Below are 16,286 nucleotides of genomic sequence, written 5' to 3'. Positions count from 1 at the left end.
TGAAGGCTATATCCGTACTCGCTCGGCCTTTGGATCGTACATCGGCTTGAGCGACGCTTCCGCCGCAAAGCGCTCGCCGGCGATCTCGATCTCGTAGTTTGACGACAGCACATCCGCCTCGCTCTCGCCCTTGCAAGGCACGTAACCAAGCCCGATGGCGCCGCCGAGATGATGGCCGTAATTGCCCGAGGTGATCGGGCCGACGATCTTGCCGTCGCGCAGGATCGCCTCATTGTGGAAGAGCAAGGGTTGCGTGTCTTTCATGCGGAACTGCACCAGCCGCCGGTTCAATCCGCTTTCTTTCTTCCTCAGCACGGCATCGCGGCCGAGAAAGTCGCCCTTGGCCGTCTTCACGGCGAAGCCGAGGCCAGCCTCCAGCACATTGTCTTCGTCGGTGATGTCGTGGCCGAAATGCCTGAAAGCCTTTTCGATACGGCAGGAATCCAGCGTGTGCAGGCCGCATAGTTTTAGCCCGACATCCGTGCCTGCCTCCGCGATCGCCTCGAAGACATGGACGGCCTGGTCGGTCGAGACATAAAGCTCCCAGCCGAGTTCGCCGACATAGGTAACGCGGTGGGCGCGGGCCAGGCCCATGCCTATCTCGATCTCCTGAAACGTTCCGAACGGATTGTTGTCATTGGAGAAATCATTCGGGCTGACCTTTTGGATCAGCTTTCTCGAATCCGGACCCATCAGGCAAAGCACGGCTTCGGCCGCGGTCACATCGGTGATGACGACGAACTCGTCGGCAAGGTGTCTTCTCAGCCAGGCCAGATCGCGCTGCAGCGTTGCGCCGGGCACGACGAGGAAGAAGGCGGTTTCGGACAGCCGCGACACGGTGAGATCGCTCTCGATGCCGCCGCGCTGGTTGAGCATCTGGGTGTAGACGATCTTGCCCGGCGTAACGTCCATGTCATTGGCGCAGAGCCTTTGCAGGAAGGCGCAGGCGTCGCGGCCTTCGACGCGGATCTTGCCGAACGAGGTCATGTCGAATAGGCCAACGCCTTTCCTGACCGCCAGATGTTCGTCGCGCTGGTTGTCGAACCAGTTCTGCCGCTTCCAGGAATAGCGGTATTCGCGCTTCTGGCCGGGCCTAGCGAACCAGTTGGCGCGCTCCCAGCCGGCGACCTCGCCAAAGACGGCGCCGCGCGCCTTCAGATGCTCGTGCAGCGGCGAACGGCGGACGTTTCGCGACGTTACCATCTGCCGGTAAGGAAAATGATCGGCATAGAGCAGGCCGAGCGTTTCGGAAACGCGCTCCTTGAGATAGCGGCGGTTCTTCTGGAAGGGCTGGGCGCGGCGGATGTCGACCTCCCAGAGATCGAAGGGCGCTTCGCCGTCATTGATCCATTGCGCCAGCGCCATGCCGGCGCCGCCGGAGGAGACGATGCCGATCGAATTGTAGCCGGTTGCCATCCAGTAGCCGGAAAGCTCCGGCGCCTCGCCGAGATAATAGCGATCGTCGGGGGTAAAGCTCTCGGGGCCGTTGAAGAAAGTGTGGATGCCTGCCGTCGCCAGCATCGGCATGCGGTTGACGCCCATTTCGAGGATCGGCTCGAAATGGTCCATGTCCTGGGGCAACTGGTCGAAGCAGAACTCCTCGCTTATGCCGTTCATGCCCCAAGGCTTGGCCACCGGCTCGAAGGCGCCGAGCATCATCTTGCCGGCATCTTCCTTGTAGTAGGCGCACTCGTCCGGGACGCGCAGCACCGGCAGGCGGGAAAGCCCGGGGATCGGCTCGGTGACAAGATAGAAATGTTCGCAGGCGTGCAACGGGATGGTGACGCCGTTCTGGGCGCCAAGTTCGCGTGCCCACATGCCGGCGCAGTTGACGACGATATCGGCCTCGATCAGGCCTTGCTCGTCGCCTTGCGCCCAGGAGACGCCGGTGACGTGGCCGGCCTTGGTGTGGACCTTGGTGACCTTCACATTCTCGACGATCGTCGCACCGCGTTGGCGCGCGCCCTTGGCCAGCGCCATGGCGATGTTGGCCGGGTCGCACTGGCCGTCGAGCGGCAGATGCACGGCGCCGACCACGTCGGAAACATTGAGATGCGAGTACATCTGCTTGACTTCACCAGGCGAAATCTCGCGCACATCGACATCGAAGGCGCGGGCGAGAGACGCCTGCCGATAGATCTCGTGCTTGCGCTCCTCGGTCAGCGCCACCGTGATCGAGCCAACCTGGCGCATGCCGGTGCCAACATCGGTCTCGGCCTCGAGCTTGACGTAGAGGTCGGCCGAGTATTTCGCCAGCCGGGTCATGTTCTGCGAGCCGCGCAGCTGGCCGATCAGGCCGGCGGCGTGCCATGTCGTGCCCGACGTCAGCTGCTTGCGCTCGAGCAGCACGACATCGGTCCAGCCGAGCTTGGCCAGATGATAGGCGACCGAGCAGCCGGAGACGCCGCCACCGATGATGACCGCCCTAGCTTTGGTGGGGACGGCTTTCAGGGGCAAGGCGTTCATGCGGCCTCGCGGCGATAGCTCGAGGCAAAGCGGCGCAGGCGCGTGGCAGCCTCCATCAGTACCGGCTCAGGCTGGCAGAGGCTGAAGCGGATGTGGCCGGCTGCAGCCTCGCCGAAGCTCGAGCCGGGCATGACGCCGACCTTTTCCTGGTGGAGGAAGGCCCAGGCGAATTTTTCGTCGTCCGGCTCGATCGCCGAAATGTCGAGCATGACATACATGCCGCCTTCGGAGCCGCGCACGGTGACGTTGTTTATACCGCGCATGGCATCGAGAACGACGGCGCGCCTTGCGGCATAGCGCTCGGCGATCTCCTTGACGCCGTAGCCGTTTTCGAGCGCCTCAGCGCAGGCGAGGCTGATGAAGGCCGGCAGCCCGTAGGTCATCACCAGATTGAGATCGGTCAGCAGCGCGACCATAGGTTCCGGCCCGGTCAGCCAGCCCATGCGCCAGCCGGTCATACCGTGGCTCTTCGACATGGAATTGATGACCAGCGTACGTTCCGCCATGCCGGGCAGCGAGCGCGGTGAAATGTGCTCGCCGCCGCCGAGCGTCCAGTAGACCTCGTCCGACAGCAGCCAGAGGTCATGTTCGCGGCAGATTTGCGCCAGCTCTTCCAGGCGCTCGCGCGAATAGACGGCACCGGTCGGGTTGTTGGGCGTGTTGATCAGGATGGCGCGGGTGTTCGGCCGAAGGGCGGCGCGGATGTCGGCGGCGCGCGGCTGAAAACCATCCTCGGCGGGCGTCTCGACGACGCTGAACGCGGCGCCCGCCGCACTGAAGGTGTTGGGATAGGTGGCGTAATAGGGCGCGACGACGATCGCATGGTCGCCCTGGTCGAGAACCGCTTGAATGGCTGCGTAAAGCGCTGCCTGCCCGCCCGGCGTGGCGATGACCTGGTCGGGATTGGTCACAACGCCGGTGCACAGCGTCGAGGCCGCCGCCATAGCCTTGCGCAGGCGCGGAACGCCGGCAAGCGGCGTGTAGTGGTGATTGCTGGCGCGAACCGCCGTCACGCAGGCTTCGATCGTCTCGCTCGGCGTATCGAAATCATGGTCGCCGACGGACAGCATGATAATGTCCTCGCCGGCCTGCTTGCGCGCCCAGGCAGCGGAATGAACCTCCCAGCCATCCTTGCCCGAAGGCACGATGCTGGAAATGCGCGATGATGGTCTGGGCATTATGCTCTGAGCCTCTCGTTCTTCGGATCCCATAACGGCTCATCCTTCTGCACGACCGCCCGAAAACGTTCGCCGAAGATCTCGACCTCGACCGCGGTTCCCGGCTCGGCGAGGTCGGCGCGCAGCATGCCGAGCGCGATCGACTTGTCGATGCGATGACCCCAGCTGCCGGATGTCGTCTCGCCGACGATCCGGCCGTCATGCCAAAGCGTCGACATGTAGGGCGCGTCGCAATCGCCGGGGTTTTCGAGGACCAGTGTGACGAAGCGCTTCTTGATGCCCTGCTGCTTTTCGTTCTGCAGCGCCGCCTTGCCGCGGAAGTCGGGCTTGTCCCATCTGACGAAGCGCTCCAACCCGCCCTGCAGGATCGAATAGTCGCTCGACAGGTCGCCCTTCCAGGTGCGGTAGCCTTTTTCGAGCCGCAGCGAATCCAGCGCGTACATGCCGAACGGCTTCAGGCCATGCCTCTGCCCGGCTGCCCAGACGGCGTCGAAGATGGCTGCGGTATCGCCGACCTTGCTGTGGATTTCCCAGCCGAGCTCGCCGGCGAAGGAGACACGCACCAGCTTTGCCCAGCGGCCAGCGATACTGGTCTCCTGATGCGTCAGCCAGGGCAGCGTGAGGTCGGCTGTGCAGAGTTCGGCGAGGATTTTTCGCGAGTTGGGGCCGGCGAGGATCTGTGTGGAGTATTCCTCCGTCCTGTCGACCAGCTTGAATGTGGCGTCCTTCGGCATGCGCGACTTCAGCCATTCGAAATCATGCCACTGAGCCACCGCGGCGGTGATCAGCGTCATCAACTCTTCGCCGTGGCGGACCACCGACATTTCGGTGACGATGCGGCCCTTGTCGTCGGCAAAATAGACGAGGCCGATACGGCCGGGTTTCGGCACCAGGCCTGTCACCTGCAGGCTCAGCCATTCGGCGGCACCCGGACCGTCGAGATTGAAGCGGGAGAACCCCGGCAGGTCCAGAATGCCGGCGGCATCGCGCACGGCGAGGCATTCCTCCCGCACACGATGCTGCCACGGCCCGTCGCGGCGGAAGGTCAGCGTGGATTGTTCGGAGATGTCGTCGCCGGGCTGCGCATACCAGGTGGCGCGTTCCCAGCCATTATAGGCGTCGAACCGGGCGCCGAGCGCCTTAAGGCGGTCGTGGATCGGCGACAGCTTGCGGTCGCGCCCAGCCGGCCAGGCATGGCGCGGGAACTGGATGGCATATTCATTGCCGTAGATTTCCATGCCCTTGGCGACGCAATAATCCGGGGCCGAGGCAAAGGCGGTGAAACGGCGCGGGTCGCAGGACCACATGTCCCATTCGGTCTGGCCTTGCGTCACCCATTCGGCCAGCACCTTGCCGGCACCGCCGCCCTGGGCGATGCCGAAGGTGAAGACGCAGGCCTCGAAGGCGTTGGGCACGCCGGGCATCGGGCCGATCAGCGGGTTGCCGTCCGGCGCATAGGGGATCGGCCCGTTGATGACCTTGGACAGGCCGGCGGTGCCGAGGATCGGCACGCGGGCGACAGCATCGGCCAGGTAATGTTCCAGCCGGTCGAGGTCGTCGGGAAACAGCTGGAACGAAAAGTCGTCCGGCATCTGGTCGTTGTGGCCGACCCAGTGGGCGCGGCAATTGCGCTCATAGGGGCCGAGGTTCATGCCGTTCTTTTCCTGGCGCAGATAATAGGACGTATCGACGTCGCGCAGCAGCGGCAGCTTCTTGCCTTGTTCCTTCGACCACGCCGCCAGTTCGGGGATTTCCTCAAACAAGATGTATTGATGGCTCATCACCATCATCGGCACCTCGCGGCCGAACATCCTGCCGACCTCGGCGGCGCGGTAGCCGGCGGCGTTGACGACGATCTCGCAGCGGATTTCGCCCTGCGGCGTCTCGACCACCCACTCGTCATTCTCGCGGCGCACGCCGGTGACCGGACAGAAGCGGATGATCTTCGCGCCCATGTCACGGGCGCCCTTGGCCAGTGCCTGGGTCAATTGCGCCGGGTCGATATCGCCGTCGCTCGGATCGTAGAGGGCGCCTTTCAGCTCATGCGTCTCGATGAAGGGATAACGGCGCTTGATCTCGTCGAGCCCGACTACGTCGATATCCATGCCCTGGTAGCGGCCCATGCCCTTGGCGCGCTGGAATTCCTGCATACGCTCGGTCGTATGGGCCAGCCTAAGCGAGCCGGTGACGTGGTAGTTCATGGGATAGCCGACCTCGTCGGGCAGCCGGCGATAGAGCTCGGTCGAATAACGCTGCATATTCATCAGCGACCATGACGAGGAGAACGTCGGCACGTTGCCGGCGGCATGCCAGGTCGAGCCGGAAGTCAGCTCGTTCTTCTCCAGAAGCACACAGTCGGTCCAGCCCGCCTTGGCGAGATGGTAGAGCGAGGAGGCGCCGACGGCACCGCCTCCGATGATCACCACGCGTGCCGTGGTCGGGAAACCTGCCATGTTCTTCTCCAGATCAATAGACGGGCGGCGAAACCACCCAGATCACCACAGCCGGTTCCGCTCCAGGATTGCGCCAGCGGAACGGCTTGCCGTCGAAGCGGAAGGAGTCGCCTTCGCCAAGCCGGTGCCAGACGCCGGCAATTTCGATGTCGAAGCTGCCGGACGCGACGTAGCCGGCTTCCTCGGTCGGCCGGCGCGCCTCGGTCTTCAGCTCGGCACCCGGGGCGAAGACCGAACGCAGCATCTCGAAGCTACCGCCGAGATCCGGCGACAGAAGCTCCTCCACCAGGCCGGAATCGCTTGTGCCAAGCGTGCGCCGGTTGCCGGCGCGCACGACCACGCCGCGTTCGTTCTCGACAGGCACGTCATGGCTGAAGAAGAGGCTGACCGGCACGCCGAACAATTCGGCGAAGGCCCTGAGATCGCCGAGAGACGGGATCGAGAGGCCGCGCTCGACCTGACTGACCCAGCCGACGGAACGGCCGAGCTTCAGCCCGATTTCGGCAAGCGTCAGGCCGCGCGCCTTGCGCAACGCGCGAATGTCGCCGGCCAGCAGCCGCTCGCTGTTTTCCTGTTCCGATCTGGCGGCGGTCGAGGGCAAAGCCATCCCTGTCTCGGTGAAAAATTCCCTGCAAATTTCATGTGATGGCAGGTCCATGAAAAAATCAAGAGAATTTTCACGCACCTACAAGATTTACTTGCGCCATTTTGACCGTTCAGGCAAAGGCTCGGCGCACGAGCGGCGAGTGGGGCGTCCGGTCGAGGCGGATATGGCGTCGAGCGTTCGTAGAAACTCGCAAGGATGCTCCATCACTTCTAGTCGGCGCATGATTCTGCCGGAAAATCGGGTTCGGGATCATACGCAAAGGGACGGCCATGCTGGAAAAGAACTCCCGGATTGCGGCGGCGATCGTCGATGACGCGATCACCTCGCGGCGGTCGGTACGCGCCTTCTTGCCCGATATGGTCGACGACGAGACCATCCGCGATATTCTCGCCGTTGCCGCGCGCGCGCCTTCAGGCACCAACATGCAACCCTGGAAAGTCTATGTGACCAAGGGCGAGGTCAAGCAGCGCATCACCGACGCCATCCTCAGCTCGGGCGTTCGCGCGGAAAAGGCCGAGTGGGACGAGTACCGCTACTATCCCGACCAGTTCTTCGAACCCTATCTGACGCGACGGCGGGCCAACGGTTTCGGCCTCTACGGCGTGCTCGGCATCGGCCGGCGCGAGGTCGACAGGATGCGTGCCCAGCACGACCGCAACTTCGTCTTCTTCGATGCGCCGGTCGGCATGATCTTCACCGTCGACCGGCGGCTGAACAAGGGGTCGTGGATCGACTACGGCATGTTCCTGCAGAACATCATGGTCGCGGCGCGGGGGAGGGGCCTGCACACCTGTCCGCAAGCTGCCTTCGCGCCCTATCACCGGCAGATCAGGACGGTGCTCAACATCCCCGACGAGGAGATCGTCGTCTGCGGCATGGCGCTCGGCCACGAGGACACGTCCAAGCCCGAAAACGCCTTCCGCACCGACCGCGCGCCGCTGGAAGAGTGGGTGACGTTCGCCAGCTGACGCAACGCGCCTCGGCCTACTGCACTTCGTAGCCGACTTCCTCGCTGGCGTGGCAGAGCGCCTTCCAGAACGAGCGGGCAAACGAGCGGAACACATAGATGTCGAACTGATCGGCGCCGGTGCGCTGGATCTGGGCGAAGACGTCGTGATGCATGGTTGAGCGGCCGGCGCCGATCGGGAAGGCCGGCAGCGCGAAGTCGATGGCGAAGAATTTTGCCAGGACCCACTCGGCCTTTGGCCCGGCGATACGGATCGCGGTGCGGCCGTGCGAAAGGTCGGTCACCGTACCGATGGCCGGGGTGACGACATTGGCAAAGGCCGGCGCCAATCCCTCGGCCTCATCGACTATTGTGAACTTTCCCGGCGCAAAGCCGAACACCGATCTGACGCCGTCCGTGACACCGCCGCCGGCGCCGTCGGGCAAAGCCAGGCCGGTGACCGTATGGATGCCAGCCATCAACGTCTTCTCCTCGCCGGGCCAGGCGGCGAGCTGCAGGATCGACCCCGGCCTGGTTTCGGAGAGGATGATCTCGACGCCGTGCTCGAAATTGCCGTGCGAGCCCGGATGCAGCACCGGCTCAAGCGGTGATTGGCGTTCAACCATGCATGCGGCTCCCGTCCGGATCGAAGAAATGGTTGGAGACGATCTCGACCGGCCCGAACCGGTTGCGCAGCGGATCGGAGACATAAGCGCGCGAGCCGCGCCGCGCTTTGCCGCCCTTGACTAGGGCAAGTGCGATATATTTGCCGAGCGCCGGCGAATAGCAGCAGGCGGTGATGTGGCCAACCGAGCCGTGCGGATTGGCTTCATCAAGCTCCTCGACGATGTGCGCGCCGCCACTGAGCGGCTGGTTGTCGAGCGAGACAATACCGACGAGTTCCAGGCGGTCGGGTGCGATCAGCCCCTCGCGGTCCATCATCGCCGAACCGATGAACGGCTTCTTCTTCGACAGCATCCAGTCGAGATGCAGGTCGCGTGCCGTGGTACGGCCGTCGATCTCGGCACCGGTGACGTGGCCTTTCTCGATGCGCATGGTGCCCAGCGCCTCCAGCCCGTAGGTCACCAGCCCGAACGGCTTGCCGGCTTCGATCAGCGCCTCCCAGACATGGGTGCCGTAACCGGCGCCGGAATAGACCTCGAAGGCCATTTCGCCGGAGAAGGACAGCCGGCAGATCATCACCGGCACGCCGGCGATCTCGCCGTGGACGATGCCCATGAAGGGCAGGGCGGCATTGTCGACGGCGGTGCCGCTGACGCAAGCGGCCAGTATTTGCCTGGCCTTCGGCCCGCCGATGGCGGCACCGGCCCATTGGTCGGTCACCGAGGTGACGTGGACCTTCAGCTCCGGCCAGATCACGTCGAGGAAATACTCCAGATGCTGCATCACCTTGCCGGCATTGGCCGTGGTGGTGGTCATCAGGAAATCATGTTCGCCGAGGCGCCACGTGGTGCCGTCGTCGAAGGCGAGACCGTCCTCGCGCAGCATCAGCCCGTAGCGCGCCTTGCCGACGGCCAGCGTCGAAAACATGTTGGTGTAGACGCGGTCGAGGAATTCCCCAGCGTCCGGGCCTTGCACCGCGATCTTGCCCAGTGTCGAGACATCGACGATGCCGGCGCTCTCGCGCGTGGCCCTCGCCTCACGCACATAGGCCTGCTCGATCGTCTCGCCGGGATGGCCGTAGATCATCGGTCGATACCAGAGGCCGGCCGAATACATGGTGGCGCCGTTGGCGACGTGCCAGTCATGCATCGGCGTCAGCCGCTCGGGCTTCAGATCGCCGAAGCGTTCGGCGGCAAGCGAGCCGATCGACACCGCCGAAAAAGGCGGGCGAAAGCGTGTCGTGCCGACTTCCGGGATCGGCTTGCCCAGCGCCTCGGCCATGATGGCGAGGCCGGGTATGTTGGAGCTCTTGCCCTGGTCGGTTGCCATGCCGAGTGTGGTGTAGCGCTTCAGATGCTCGACCGAGACGAAGCCTTCGCGATGCGCCAGCCGCACGTCATCCGCCGTAACGTCATGCTGGAAGTCGACGAAGCTCTTTCCTTCGGCCTTGATCTCGAACACCGGCGCCGGATCGGGATCACCAGGTGCTGCCTCGATCGCAGGCAAGGCCGCCGGCGTGGCGGTTGCGCCCGCTGCGGAAAGGCCGGCGGCGCGGCCTTCGGCGATCGCCTCGGCGGTGGAGAAACTGCCGGTGAAGGCGCCGGCGCCGATCCATTGCCGTGTCGTCGGCTTGGGCGGCAGGAACGCCTGCAATGCTTCGTTCCATTCCGCTCTGGCGCCGGCCTGGTTGGCCAGATGGATGGTCGGCGACCAGCCGCCCGACATCAGCAGGCAATCGGCGTGGATGCTGCGCGCACCGCCGGAAAGCGCGCCGTTGACCATGTCGAAGCGCTGCACCTTGAAGCCGGAAAGCGTCTTGCCGCCTTCGGTAGCGATTACCGCGTGGCCAGAAAGGATCTCAGCCTCCGCTTCGCCGGCCAGCTTGCGCATTTCGCTCGAAAGCTCTGGGCGCACGTCGACGATGGCGACGATGACGGCACCGGCCTTCTTCAGGGTAAGCGCGGAGCGATAGGCGCTGTCATTGTTGGTGAACAGCGCGACCCTGTCGCCGGGCAGCACGCCATACTGATTGGCATAGCGCTCGGCCGCATGCGCCACCATTACGCCTGGCCGATCGTTGCCCGGAAAGACCAGCGGACGCTCCAGGGAGCCGGTGGCCAGCACCACCGATTTGGCGCGGATCGTCCAATAGCGATGGCGCGGTTCGCCCTTGCCCGGCGTTTCCTTGTGGTCGGTGACGCGTTCGATCGCGGCAAGCGTGTTGCCGTCATAATAGCCCCAGACGGTGGTGCGTGGCAGCAGGCGGACATTGTCACGGCCTTCGAGCTGGCCAGTTGCGCGCGCCGCCCAGTCGGCGGCCGGCGTGCCATCGATCGTCTCGCCCGACCAATTGGTGGAGCCGCCGAAATGCGGCTCGAGCTCGCTGAGGATGACGCGTGCACCCTGATCGGCGGCCGCCCTGGCGGCCATCAGTCCAGCCGGGCCGGAGCCGACCACCAGCACATCGCAAAACGCGTTCATGCGTTCGTAGCGCACTGTATCGGGAGCCGTGCCTGCCTTGCCCAGGCCGGCGGCGCGGCGGATGAAATGCTCACAGAACATCCAAAAGCGCGTGCCCTTCAGCGGACCGATCACCGGTCCCATGAAGGTCTTGTAGTAGAAGCCGGCCGACAAAAGCTTGCCGCCGAGCTGGTTGACGGCATTGACGTCCCAGGCAAGCGAGGGGAAGCGGTTCTGGCTGACCGCCGTCAGTCCGTCATAGATCTCGACCATGGTGGCGGGGATGTTCGGCTCGCGAACCTCGCCCCTCAACACGGTCACCAGCGCGTTCGGCTCCTCGACGCCGGCGGTCAGCACGCCGCGCGGGCGGTGATATTTGAACGAACGCCCGAACAGGGTGACCCCGTTGGCCAGCAGCGCCGAAGCCAGCGTGTCGCCAGCATGGCCAGTATAATGCGCGCCGTCGAAGGTGAAGCGGATGGTCCGCAGCCGGTCGATGCGGCCGCCGGCCTCGGTACGGCGCGGGCTCATGACTTGTCCTCAACCCTGTGCCGCGCAACCGAGTTGTGGTCGCCGCGCGCGAAGGCGGTACTGGAGATCTCGTGCGTCAGCGTGTTGCGCACCACACTGAGATGGGCGCGGCAGCCGCCCGAATGTTGCCATATCTCATTGTGGTCGCCGGCCGGGTTCAGCCGGTCGTAGACATAGGCGTTCCAGGCGTCGAGGTTCTGCGAGGCGGGCTGTGGGCGCTGGCGGTTGCCGTCGCCCTGATAGGTGAATTCGATGACGTCGCGCGGGCCGCAATAGGGGCAGGTGATGAGCATGGATGCTTAACTTCTCGTTTGACCATGATCTTGTCCGAAGACCGGTTTCCATTTTCGGGATCATGGCCTAATGCAGCCGGGGCGTGGCGCCCTGGCCCTTGTCGTCGATCACCAGGCCACGGTAGAAGCGGTCGAGCGTGAAGGCCGCGTTGAGATCGTGCGGCTCGTCCTTGGCGATGGTCCAGGCAAAGCACCAGCCGGAAGCCGGCGTCGCCTTGAAGCCGCCATAGCACCAGCCGCAGTTGAGATACATGCCTGGCAGCGGACCGGTGGTGATGATCGGCGAGCCATCCATCGACATGTCGCAGACGCCGCCCCATGAGCGCAGCATGCGGACACGGGCGAGCCCCGGGAACAGCGCCAGCATCTCGCTCATCACCTCATCGACGATCGGCAGGCTGCCGCGTTGGGCGTAGCTGTTGTAGCCGTCGAGATCGCCGCCATAGACAAGGCCGCCCTTGTCAGATTGCGACATATAGAAATGGCCCATGCCGAAGGTCAGGACCGTATCGATGAAGGGCTTTAGCGATTCCGTGACGAAGGCCTGCAGCACGTGACTCTCGATCGGCATCGTGTCGATGCCGGCAAGCCGCATGACCCGCCCGGTGCTGCCGGCCACCGCGACGGCTACCTTTTTAGCGCGGATTTCGCCGCGCGTCGTCGTGACGCCGGTGATGCGGTCGCCGTCGCGCAGGAAGCCGGTGACCTCGCAATTTTCGATGATGTCGACGCCGCGGCGGTCTGCGCCGCGCGCATAGCCCCAGGCGACCGCATCGTGGCGGGCCGTGCCGGCGCGCCGCTGCATCAGGCCACCGACGATCGGGAAACGCGCGGTGGCCGAAACGTCGAGCGCCGGCACCAGGCGCGCGATCTCGGCGGGGGTCATCAGTTCGGCGTCGACGCCAAGATGGCGCATGGCGTTACCACGCCGGGCATAGTCGTCGAGCTGGGCAGGTGTGTGGGCGAGGTTCAGGCAGCCGCGCTGCGAGAACATGACGTTGTAGTTGAGGTCATGCGACAGATTCTCCCACAGCTTCATCGAATGCTCGTAAAAGCGCGTGTTGGCCGGCAGGAGATAGTTGGAACGGACCGCCGTCGTGTTGCGGCCGACATTCCCGGAGCCGAGCCAGCCCTTCTCCAGCACCGCGACATTGGTGATGCCTTGCTCCTTGGCGAGATAGTAAGCGGTCGACAGGCCGTGGCCGCCGCCGCCGATGACGATCACGTCGTAGGACGGTTTCGGGTCGGGCTTGCGCCAGGCCGGCCTCCAGTCCTTGTTTCCAGTGAGCGCGTTCTTGAGAAGCGAAAAGGCCGAATATTCCGCCATTCTTATTGTCATCCATTTCAGGCTTGGCGGCAGACTATAGAGCAGGCGGCCAACGCAAAGCCAAGATTGCGCCATCGCTTTTCGACTCCCCGACTTCAAGATGGGCCGATTGCAGATCGGCGACTGCAAGTCGGGCCGCCTCTGAAACGAGCCGCCTGGGACGGCTTGCCCCGTGATATGAGCGTCTTTATCAATGACGAAGTTTTTCAAAACCGCCTTTGCTGCCGCGAGTCGCCAAGAAATCATGTTCTTTCGATTGCTTCTTCGCCTGGTCTTGATCCTTGCGCTTGTTGCCTCGCCGCCGCTGTCGTTCGAGGCGGTAGCGCAGGCGCTCGGACAAGGTGCCGCCGGGCTGATCGCTGACCAGCAGAAGGTCATCCAGGGCCTGACGGCGAAGACCGACGATCTCGAGAACAAGATACAGCAGGACGGCCAAGACGATGCCACGCTTGTGGGAATCCGTCTGCAACTGGAGGATTTGTCGCGGGCGGCGCTCACCAGCGCGCTGGCGTTCCGCTCGCGGCTCGGCGGTATCAACGATCGGATCGAGACGCTGGGACCTCCGCCGGCCGAGGGCCAGCCGGCGGAGCCCGACATCGTGACCGGCGAGCGCCAGGCGCTAGCTTCCGAAAAAGCCGAGATCAATGCCGTCATTGCCAGCGCGCAAAATCTGTCGATCCGCATCAGCGGACTGATTGAGAAGATCGGCAATATGCGCAGCGAGCTGTTCCGCAATCAGCTCACCAAGCGCTACGTATTGTCGGATGCATTGAGCCCGGAAGTCATTTCCGATGCCAATGGCGAATTTGCCAGCTTCTATAAGGCGGTGTCGTCCTGGCTGAGCTTCGCCTTCAAGTTCAAGTTCCAGGCCATCCTTGCCGCGACCTTGACGGCGCTGGCGCTGGCTGCCGTGCTTTTCGTCGGCGGGCGACGCCTGTTCGGCCGCGTCTTCGAAGCCGATCCTTCCGTCGAGGATCCCTCCTATCTCAGTCGCTTGTCTGTGGCGTTCTGGTCGACATTGCTGCCGACGCTGGCGGTTGGCGCCTTCCTTGTCTCGAGTATTTTCTTCTTCAATTATTACAACGTCTTGCGGGGCGACATCGGGATCTTCCTGAATGCGCTGGTAGCCGTCATCGCGGTGGTGTTCTGCGTCAACCGGCTGACCAATGCGGCGCTGGAGCCGCGACTGCCGAACTGGCGTCTGATCCCGGTCGAAACCGGCCCGGCCCGCTGGCTGGTGCGGCTAACGACTGCCATGGCCGTCGCCATCGGCATCAATTATTTCCTGTCGGTCGTCAACGACAAGATGGGCTCGCCGTTGTCGCTGACCATTGCCAGAAGTTTTGTCGCCACTATCAGCGTCGGCGTCATCCTGATCCTGATGGGCCTGCTGAAGCCGTTCAAGGCTGCCGACGGGAGGTGGCGCCCGTGGCCGGCATGGCTGCGCTACGCCGCCGTCGCGTTGGGGCTATTCACCATCGCGTCGGCGCTGCTTGGCTATATCGGCCTTGCCATTTTCGTGTCGGTGCAGGTCGTGGTCACCGGCACGATCCTGGTCACTGCCTATATCGGCTTCCTGTCGGCGCGGGCGATCGGCGAGGAAGGCGGCTTCGCCAATAGCTCGATCGGCCGCTGGCTGTCGGCCAATTCGAGTTATGAAGAAACCGCGCTCGACCAGCTCGGGCTTGTCGTCAGCGCCGCCATCAACATCATGATCGTCCTGGTGTTCCTGCCGCTGATCCTGTTGATGTGGGGCTTCCAGCCCGGCGACATCCAGGCCTGGGCCTACAAGCTGGCGACCGGCCTCACCATCGGTTCGGTGACGATCTCGGTCACCGGTATCCTCACCGGCGTCGTCGTGTTCATCATCGGCTATTTCCTGACGCGCTGGTTCCAAGGCTGGCTCGACGGCTCGGTGATGGCGCGCGGCCGGGTCGACACTGGCGTGCGCAATTCGATCCGGCTGGCGGTCGGCTATGCCGGTGTCGCGGTCGCGGCACTGGTCGGCATCTCGGCGGCCGGTATCGACCTCTCCAATCTCGCGCTGGTCGCCGGCGCCTTGTCCCTCGGCATCGGTTTCGGCTTGCAGAATGTCGTCTCGAATTTCGTGTCGGGCCTGATCCTGTTGGCCGAGCGGCCGTTCAAGGTCGGCGACTGGATCGTCGCCGGCGATATCAGTGGCACGGTCAAGAAGATCAGCGTGCGCGCCACCGAGATCGAGACGTTCCAGCGGCAATCGGTAATCCTGCCCAATTCAAACCTGATCAACAATGCGGTCGGCAACTGGACGCACCGCAACAAGCTCGGCCGCATCGACATCAAGATCGGCGTTGCCTATGGCAGCGACGTCAAGCACGTGCATGGCGTCCTGTTGGAGATCGCACGCAGCCATCCGCTGGTGCTGAAGAACCCGGAACCCTTTGTGCTGTTTTCCAATTTCGGCCCGGCCGCGCTCGAATTCGAGATTCGCGTTTTCCTGGCTGACGTCCTGAACGGCAATATCGTCCAGAACGACATCCGCTTTGCCATCTTCGATGTGTTCGCCGACCAGCATATCGAAATCCCGTCGGCGCCGCGCGCCGTCGTCGAGACCAAAAAGCACGAGGCGTGGCCGATCGACGACGACAAGATCGAAGTCGAATTCGCCGAGCGGGAACAAGCGAAAGCACTAGCGGCGATCGAGGCGAAACGCCTCGCCAAGTCGGGACGCAAGGTGCGGAAGCCCGATCCTGACTAGCTGTTTGGAGCTTGCCTTCAAGTCTTCGGAAACCAATTGCGGCATGAATGCGGCATTCAGTTGCCGTTCAGCTTGCATTGCATATAAGCTCACATGCAAACGGCGAGAATGCCTTGCGAAATGCAACAGAGGCGGTGGCAACACCGATACTGCAAAATGTGGAAGTTTCTCGTCGCCGCCATCGCTTTTCTGGCCGTGGGCGGTTCGGCCCATGCCGCCAGCGCGGTCAACAAGGACGCCGAGACCCGCACACTGATCGTGACGGAAGGCGGCGGCAAGACCGAGCTGGCGCTGGCCGCCGGCGAAACCGTGGAATTCTGCTCGAGCGGCTGTTTCGTTACCTTGCCGAATGGCGACCTCGAGGCGCTGACCGGTTCGGAAACCATCGAGATCTCGGGCGGCGTCGCGCGCATCAAGTAATGTCGACGCCATGATCTTCAAGGCCGGGCAAATGCCCGGCCTTTTGCTTCTGGTAATCGGCGATCAAGGGGCGCACTTTTCTTCGAAGCTGTGCAGACCGGGCTCTTGCAGCGCCTTCATGCCGAGCAGGGCGAGGGCGCAAGTCTAACTGCATTTGATGGCTGGTGGCGCGGGCTTTTTTGGCGATGTCGCAAACAGGCTGCAAGCGCGCCGCCGCGCCGCCCTATAGTCTGCTCGCAATAGC

At 63.7% G+C, this 16,286-nt stretch carries 11 protein-coding genes; 3 read left to right on the top strand and 8 right to left on the bottom strand.

What is annotated here, in order from left to right:
* Positions 1-6: 6 nt before the first annotated feature.
* From AC0L2P_RS10375 to AC0L2P_RS10360, 4 genes are read right to left on the bottom strand one after another with little or no spacing between them, the layout of a single operon-like run.
* The gene (locus AC0L2P_RS10375) at positions 7-2,466 is read right to left on the bottom strand and encodes a GcvT family protein (RefSeq protein WP_473501127.1); all 2,460 of its coding nucleotides are present in this window, start codon (positions 2,464-2,466) and stop codon (positions 7-9) included.
* Positions 2,463-3,644 carry a pyridoxal phosphate-dependent aminotransferase gene (locus AC0L2P_RS10370; protein WP_473501126.1) on the bottom strand — a complete coding sequence of 394 codons (1,182 nt, stop codon included), beginning with the start codon at positions 3,642-3,644 and terminating at the stop codon, positions 2,463-2,465. The genes AC0L2P_RS10375 and AC0L2P_RS10370 overlap by 4 nt, the downstream gene beginning before the upstream one ends.
* A complete protein-coding gene (locus AC0L2P_RS10365) occupies positions 3,644-6,097 on the bottom strand; it encodes a GcvT family protein (RefSeq protein ID WP_473501125.1) in 2,454 nt (817 codons plus the stop codon). Before AC0L2P_RS10365 ends, AC0L2P_RS10370 begins: the two co-directional genes overlap by 1 nt.
* Positions 6,098-6,110: 13 nt before the next feature.
* Complete coding sequence (locus AC0L2P_RS10360; RefSeq protein ID WP_473501124.1) at positions 6,111-6,704, bottom strand: helix-turn-helix domain-containing protein; 594 nt, start codon at positions 6,702-6,704, stop codon at positions 6,111-6,113.
* Between the two features lie 269 nt (positions 6,705-6,973).
* Here AC0L2P_RS10360 and AC0L2P_RS10355 point away from each other — a divergent pair, with 269 nt between their 5' ends.
* Entirely contained in the window at positions 6,974-7,672 is a 699-nt protein-coding gene (locus AC0L2P_RS10355; RefSeq protein WP_473501123.1) for a nitroreductase, read from the top strand.
* A 16-nt stretch (positions 7,673-7,688) separates the two neighbouring features.
* On the opposite strand, the gene AC0L2P_RS10350 is transcribed toward AC0L2P_RS10355, so the two are convergent.
* The 4 genes from AC0L2P_RS10350 to AC0L2P_RS10335 form a co-directional block, all read right to left on the bottom strand.
* The gene (locus tag AC0L2P_RS10350) at positions 7,689-8,276 is read right to left on the bottom strand and encodes a sarcosine oxidase subunit gamma (protein ID WP_473501122.1); all 588 of its coding nucleotides are present in this window, start codon (positions 8,274-8,276) and stop codon (positions 7,689-7,691) included.
* Complete coding sequence (locus AC0L2P_RS10345; protein WP_473501121.1) at positions 8,269-11,265, bottom strand: sarcosine oxidase subunit alpha; 2,997 nt, start codon at positions 11,263-11,265, stop codon at positions 8,269-8,271. Before AC0L2P_RS10345 ends, AC0L2P_RS10350 begins: the two co-directional genes overlap by 8 nt.
* Entirely contained in the window at positions 11,262-11,558 is a 297-nt protein-coding gene (locus AC0L2P_RS10340) for a sarcosine oxidase subunit delta (RefSeq protein ID WP_473501120.1), read from the bottom strand. Before AC0L2P_RS10340 ends, AC0L2P_RS10345 begins: the two co-directional genes overlap by 4 nt.
* A 67-nt stretch (positions 11,559-11,625) precedes the next feature.
* Positions 11,626-12,885 carry a sarcosine oxidase subunit beta gene (locus AC0L2P_RS10335; RefSeq protein ID WP_473501119.1) on the bottom strand — a complete coding sequence of 420 codons (1,260 nt, stop codon included), beginning with the start codon at positions 12,883-12,885 and terminating at the stop codon, positions 11,626-11,628.
* Positions 12,886-13,129: 244 nt separating this feature from the next.
* Here AC0L2P_RS10335 and AC0L2P_RS10330 point away from each other — a divergent pair, with 244 nt between their 5' ends.
* Positions 13,130-15,622: a mechanosensitive ion channel family protein gene (locus AC0L2P_RS10330; protein ID WP_473501118.1), complete on the top strand. Its 2,493-nt coding sequence runs from the start codon at positions 13,130-13,132 to the stop codon at positions 15,620-15,622.
* A 156-nt stretch (positions 15,623-15,778) separates the two neighbouring features.
* Positions 15,779-16,042 carry a hypothetical protein gene (locus AC0L2P_RS10325; RefSeq protein ID WP_473501117.1) on the top strand — a complete coding sequence of 88 codons (264 nt, stop codon included), beginning with the start codon at positions 15,779-15,781 and terminating at the stop codon, positions 16,040-16,042.
* The last annotated feature ends 244 nt before the right edge of the window (positions 16,043-16,286 follow it).

It is taken from the genome of Mesorhizobium sp. WSM4836 (assembly GCF_055811815.1).
The sequence above is the reverse complement of the archived record's forward strand: the minus strand, read 5'-3'. Positions and strand labels throughout refer to the sequence as shown.

Bases quoted from the DNA above. Each gene is read 5' to 3' on its own strand.
- AC0L2P_RS10375 (WP_473501127.1), bottom strand. From the start codon at position 2,466: ATGAACGCCTTGCCCCTGAAAGCCGTCCCCACCAAAGCTAGGGCGGTC.
- AC0L2P_RS10370 (WP_473501126.1), bottom strand. From the start codon at position 3,644: ATGCCCAGACCATCATCGCGCATTTCCAGCATCGTGCCTTCGGGCAAG.
- AC0L2P_RS10365 (WP_473501125.1), bottom strand. From the start codon at position 6,097: ATGGCAGGTTTCCCGACCACGGCACGCGTGGTGATCATCGGAGGCGGT.
- AC0L2P_RS10360 (WP_473501124.1), bottom strand. From the start codon at position 6,704: ATGGCTTTGCCCTCGACCGCCGCCAGATCGGAACAGGAAAACAGCGAG.
- AC0L2P_RS10355 (WP_473501123.1), top strand. From the start codon at position 6,974: ATGCTGGAAAAGAACTCCCGGATTGCGGCGGCGATCGTCGATGACGCG.
- AC0L2P_RS10350 (WP_473501122.1), bottom strand. From the start codon at position 8,276: ATGGTTGAACGCCAATCACCGCTTGAGCCGGTGCTGCATCCGGGCTCG.
- AC0L2P_RS10345 (WP_473501121.1), bottom strand. From the start codon at position 11,265: ATGAGCCCGCGCCGTACCGAGGCCGGCGGCCGCATCGACCGGCTGCGG.
- AC0L2P_RS10340 (WP_473501120.1), bottom strand. From the start codon at position 11,558: ATGCTCATCACCTGCCCCTATTGCGGCCCGCGCGACGTCATCGAATTC.
- AC0L2P_RS10335 (WP_473501119.1), bottom strand. From the start codon at position 12,885: ATGGCGGAATATTCGGCCTTTTCGCTTCTCAAGAACGCGCTCACTGGA.
- AC0L2P_RS10330 (WP_473501118.1), top strand. From the start codon at position 13,130: ATGTTCTTTCGATTGCTTCTTCGCCTGGTCTTGATCCTTGCGCTTGTT.
- AC0L2P_RS10325 (WP_473501117.1), top strand. From the start codon at position 15,779: ATGTGGAAGTTTCTCGTCGCCGCCATCGCTTTTCTGGCCGTGGGCGGT.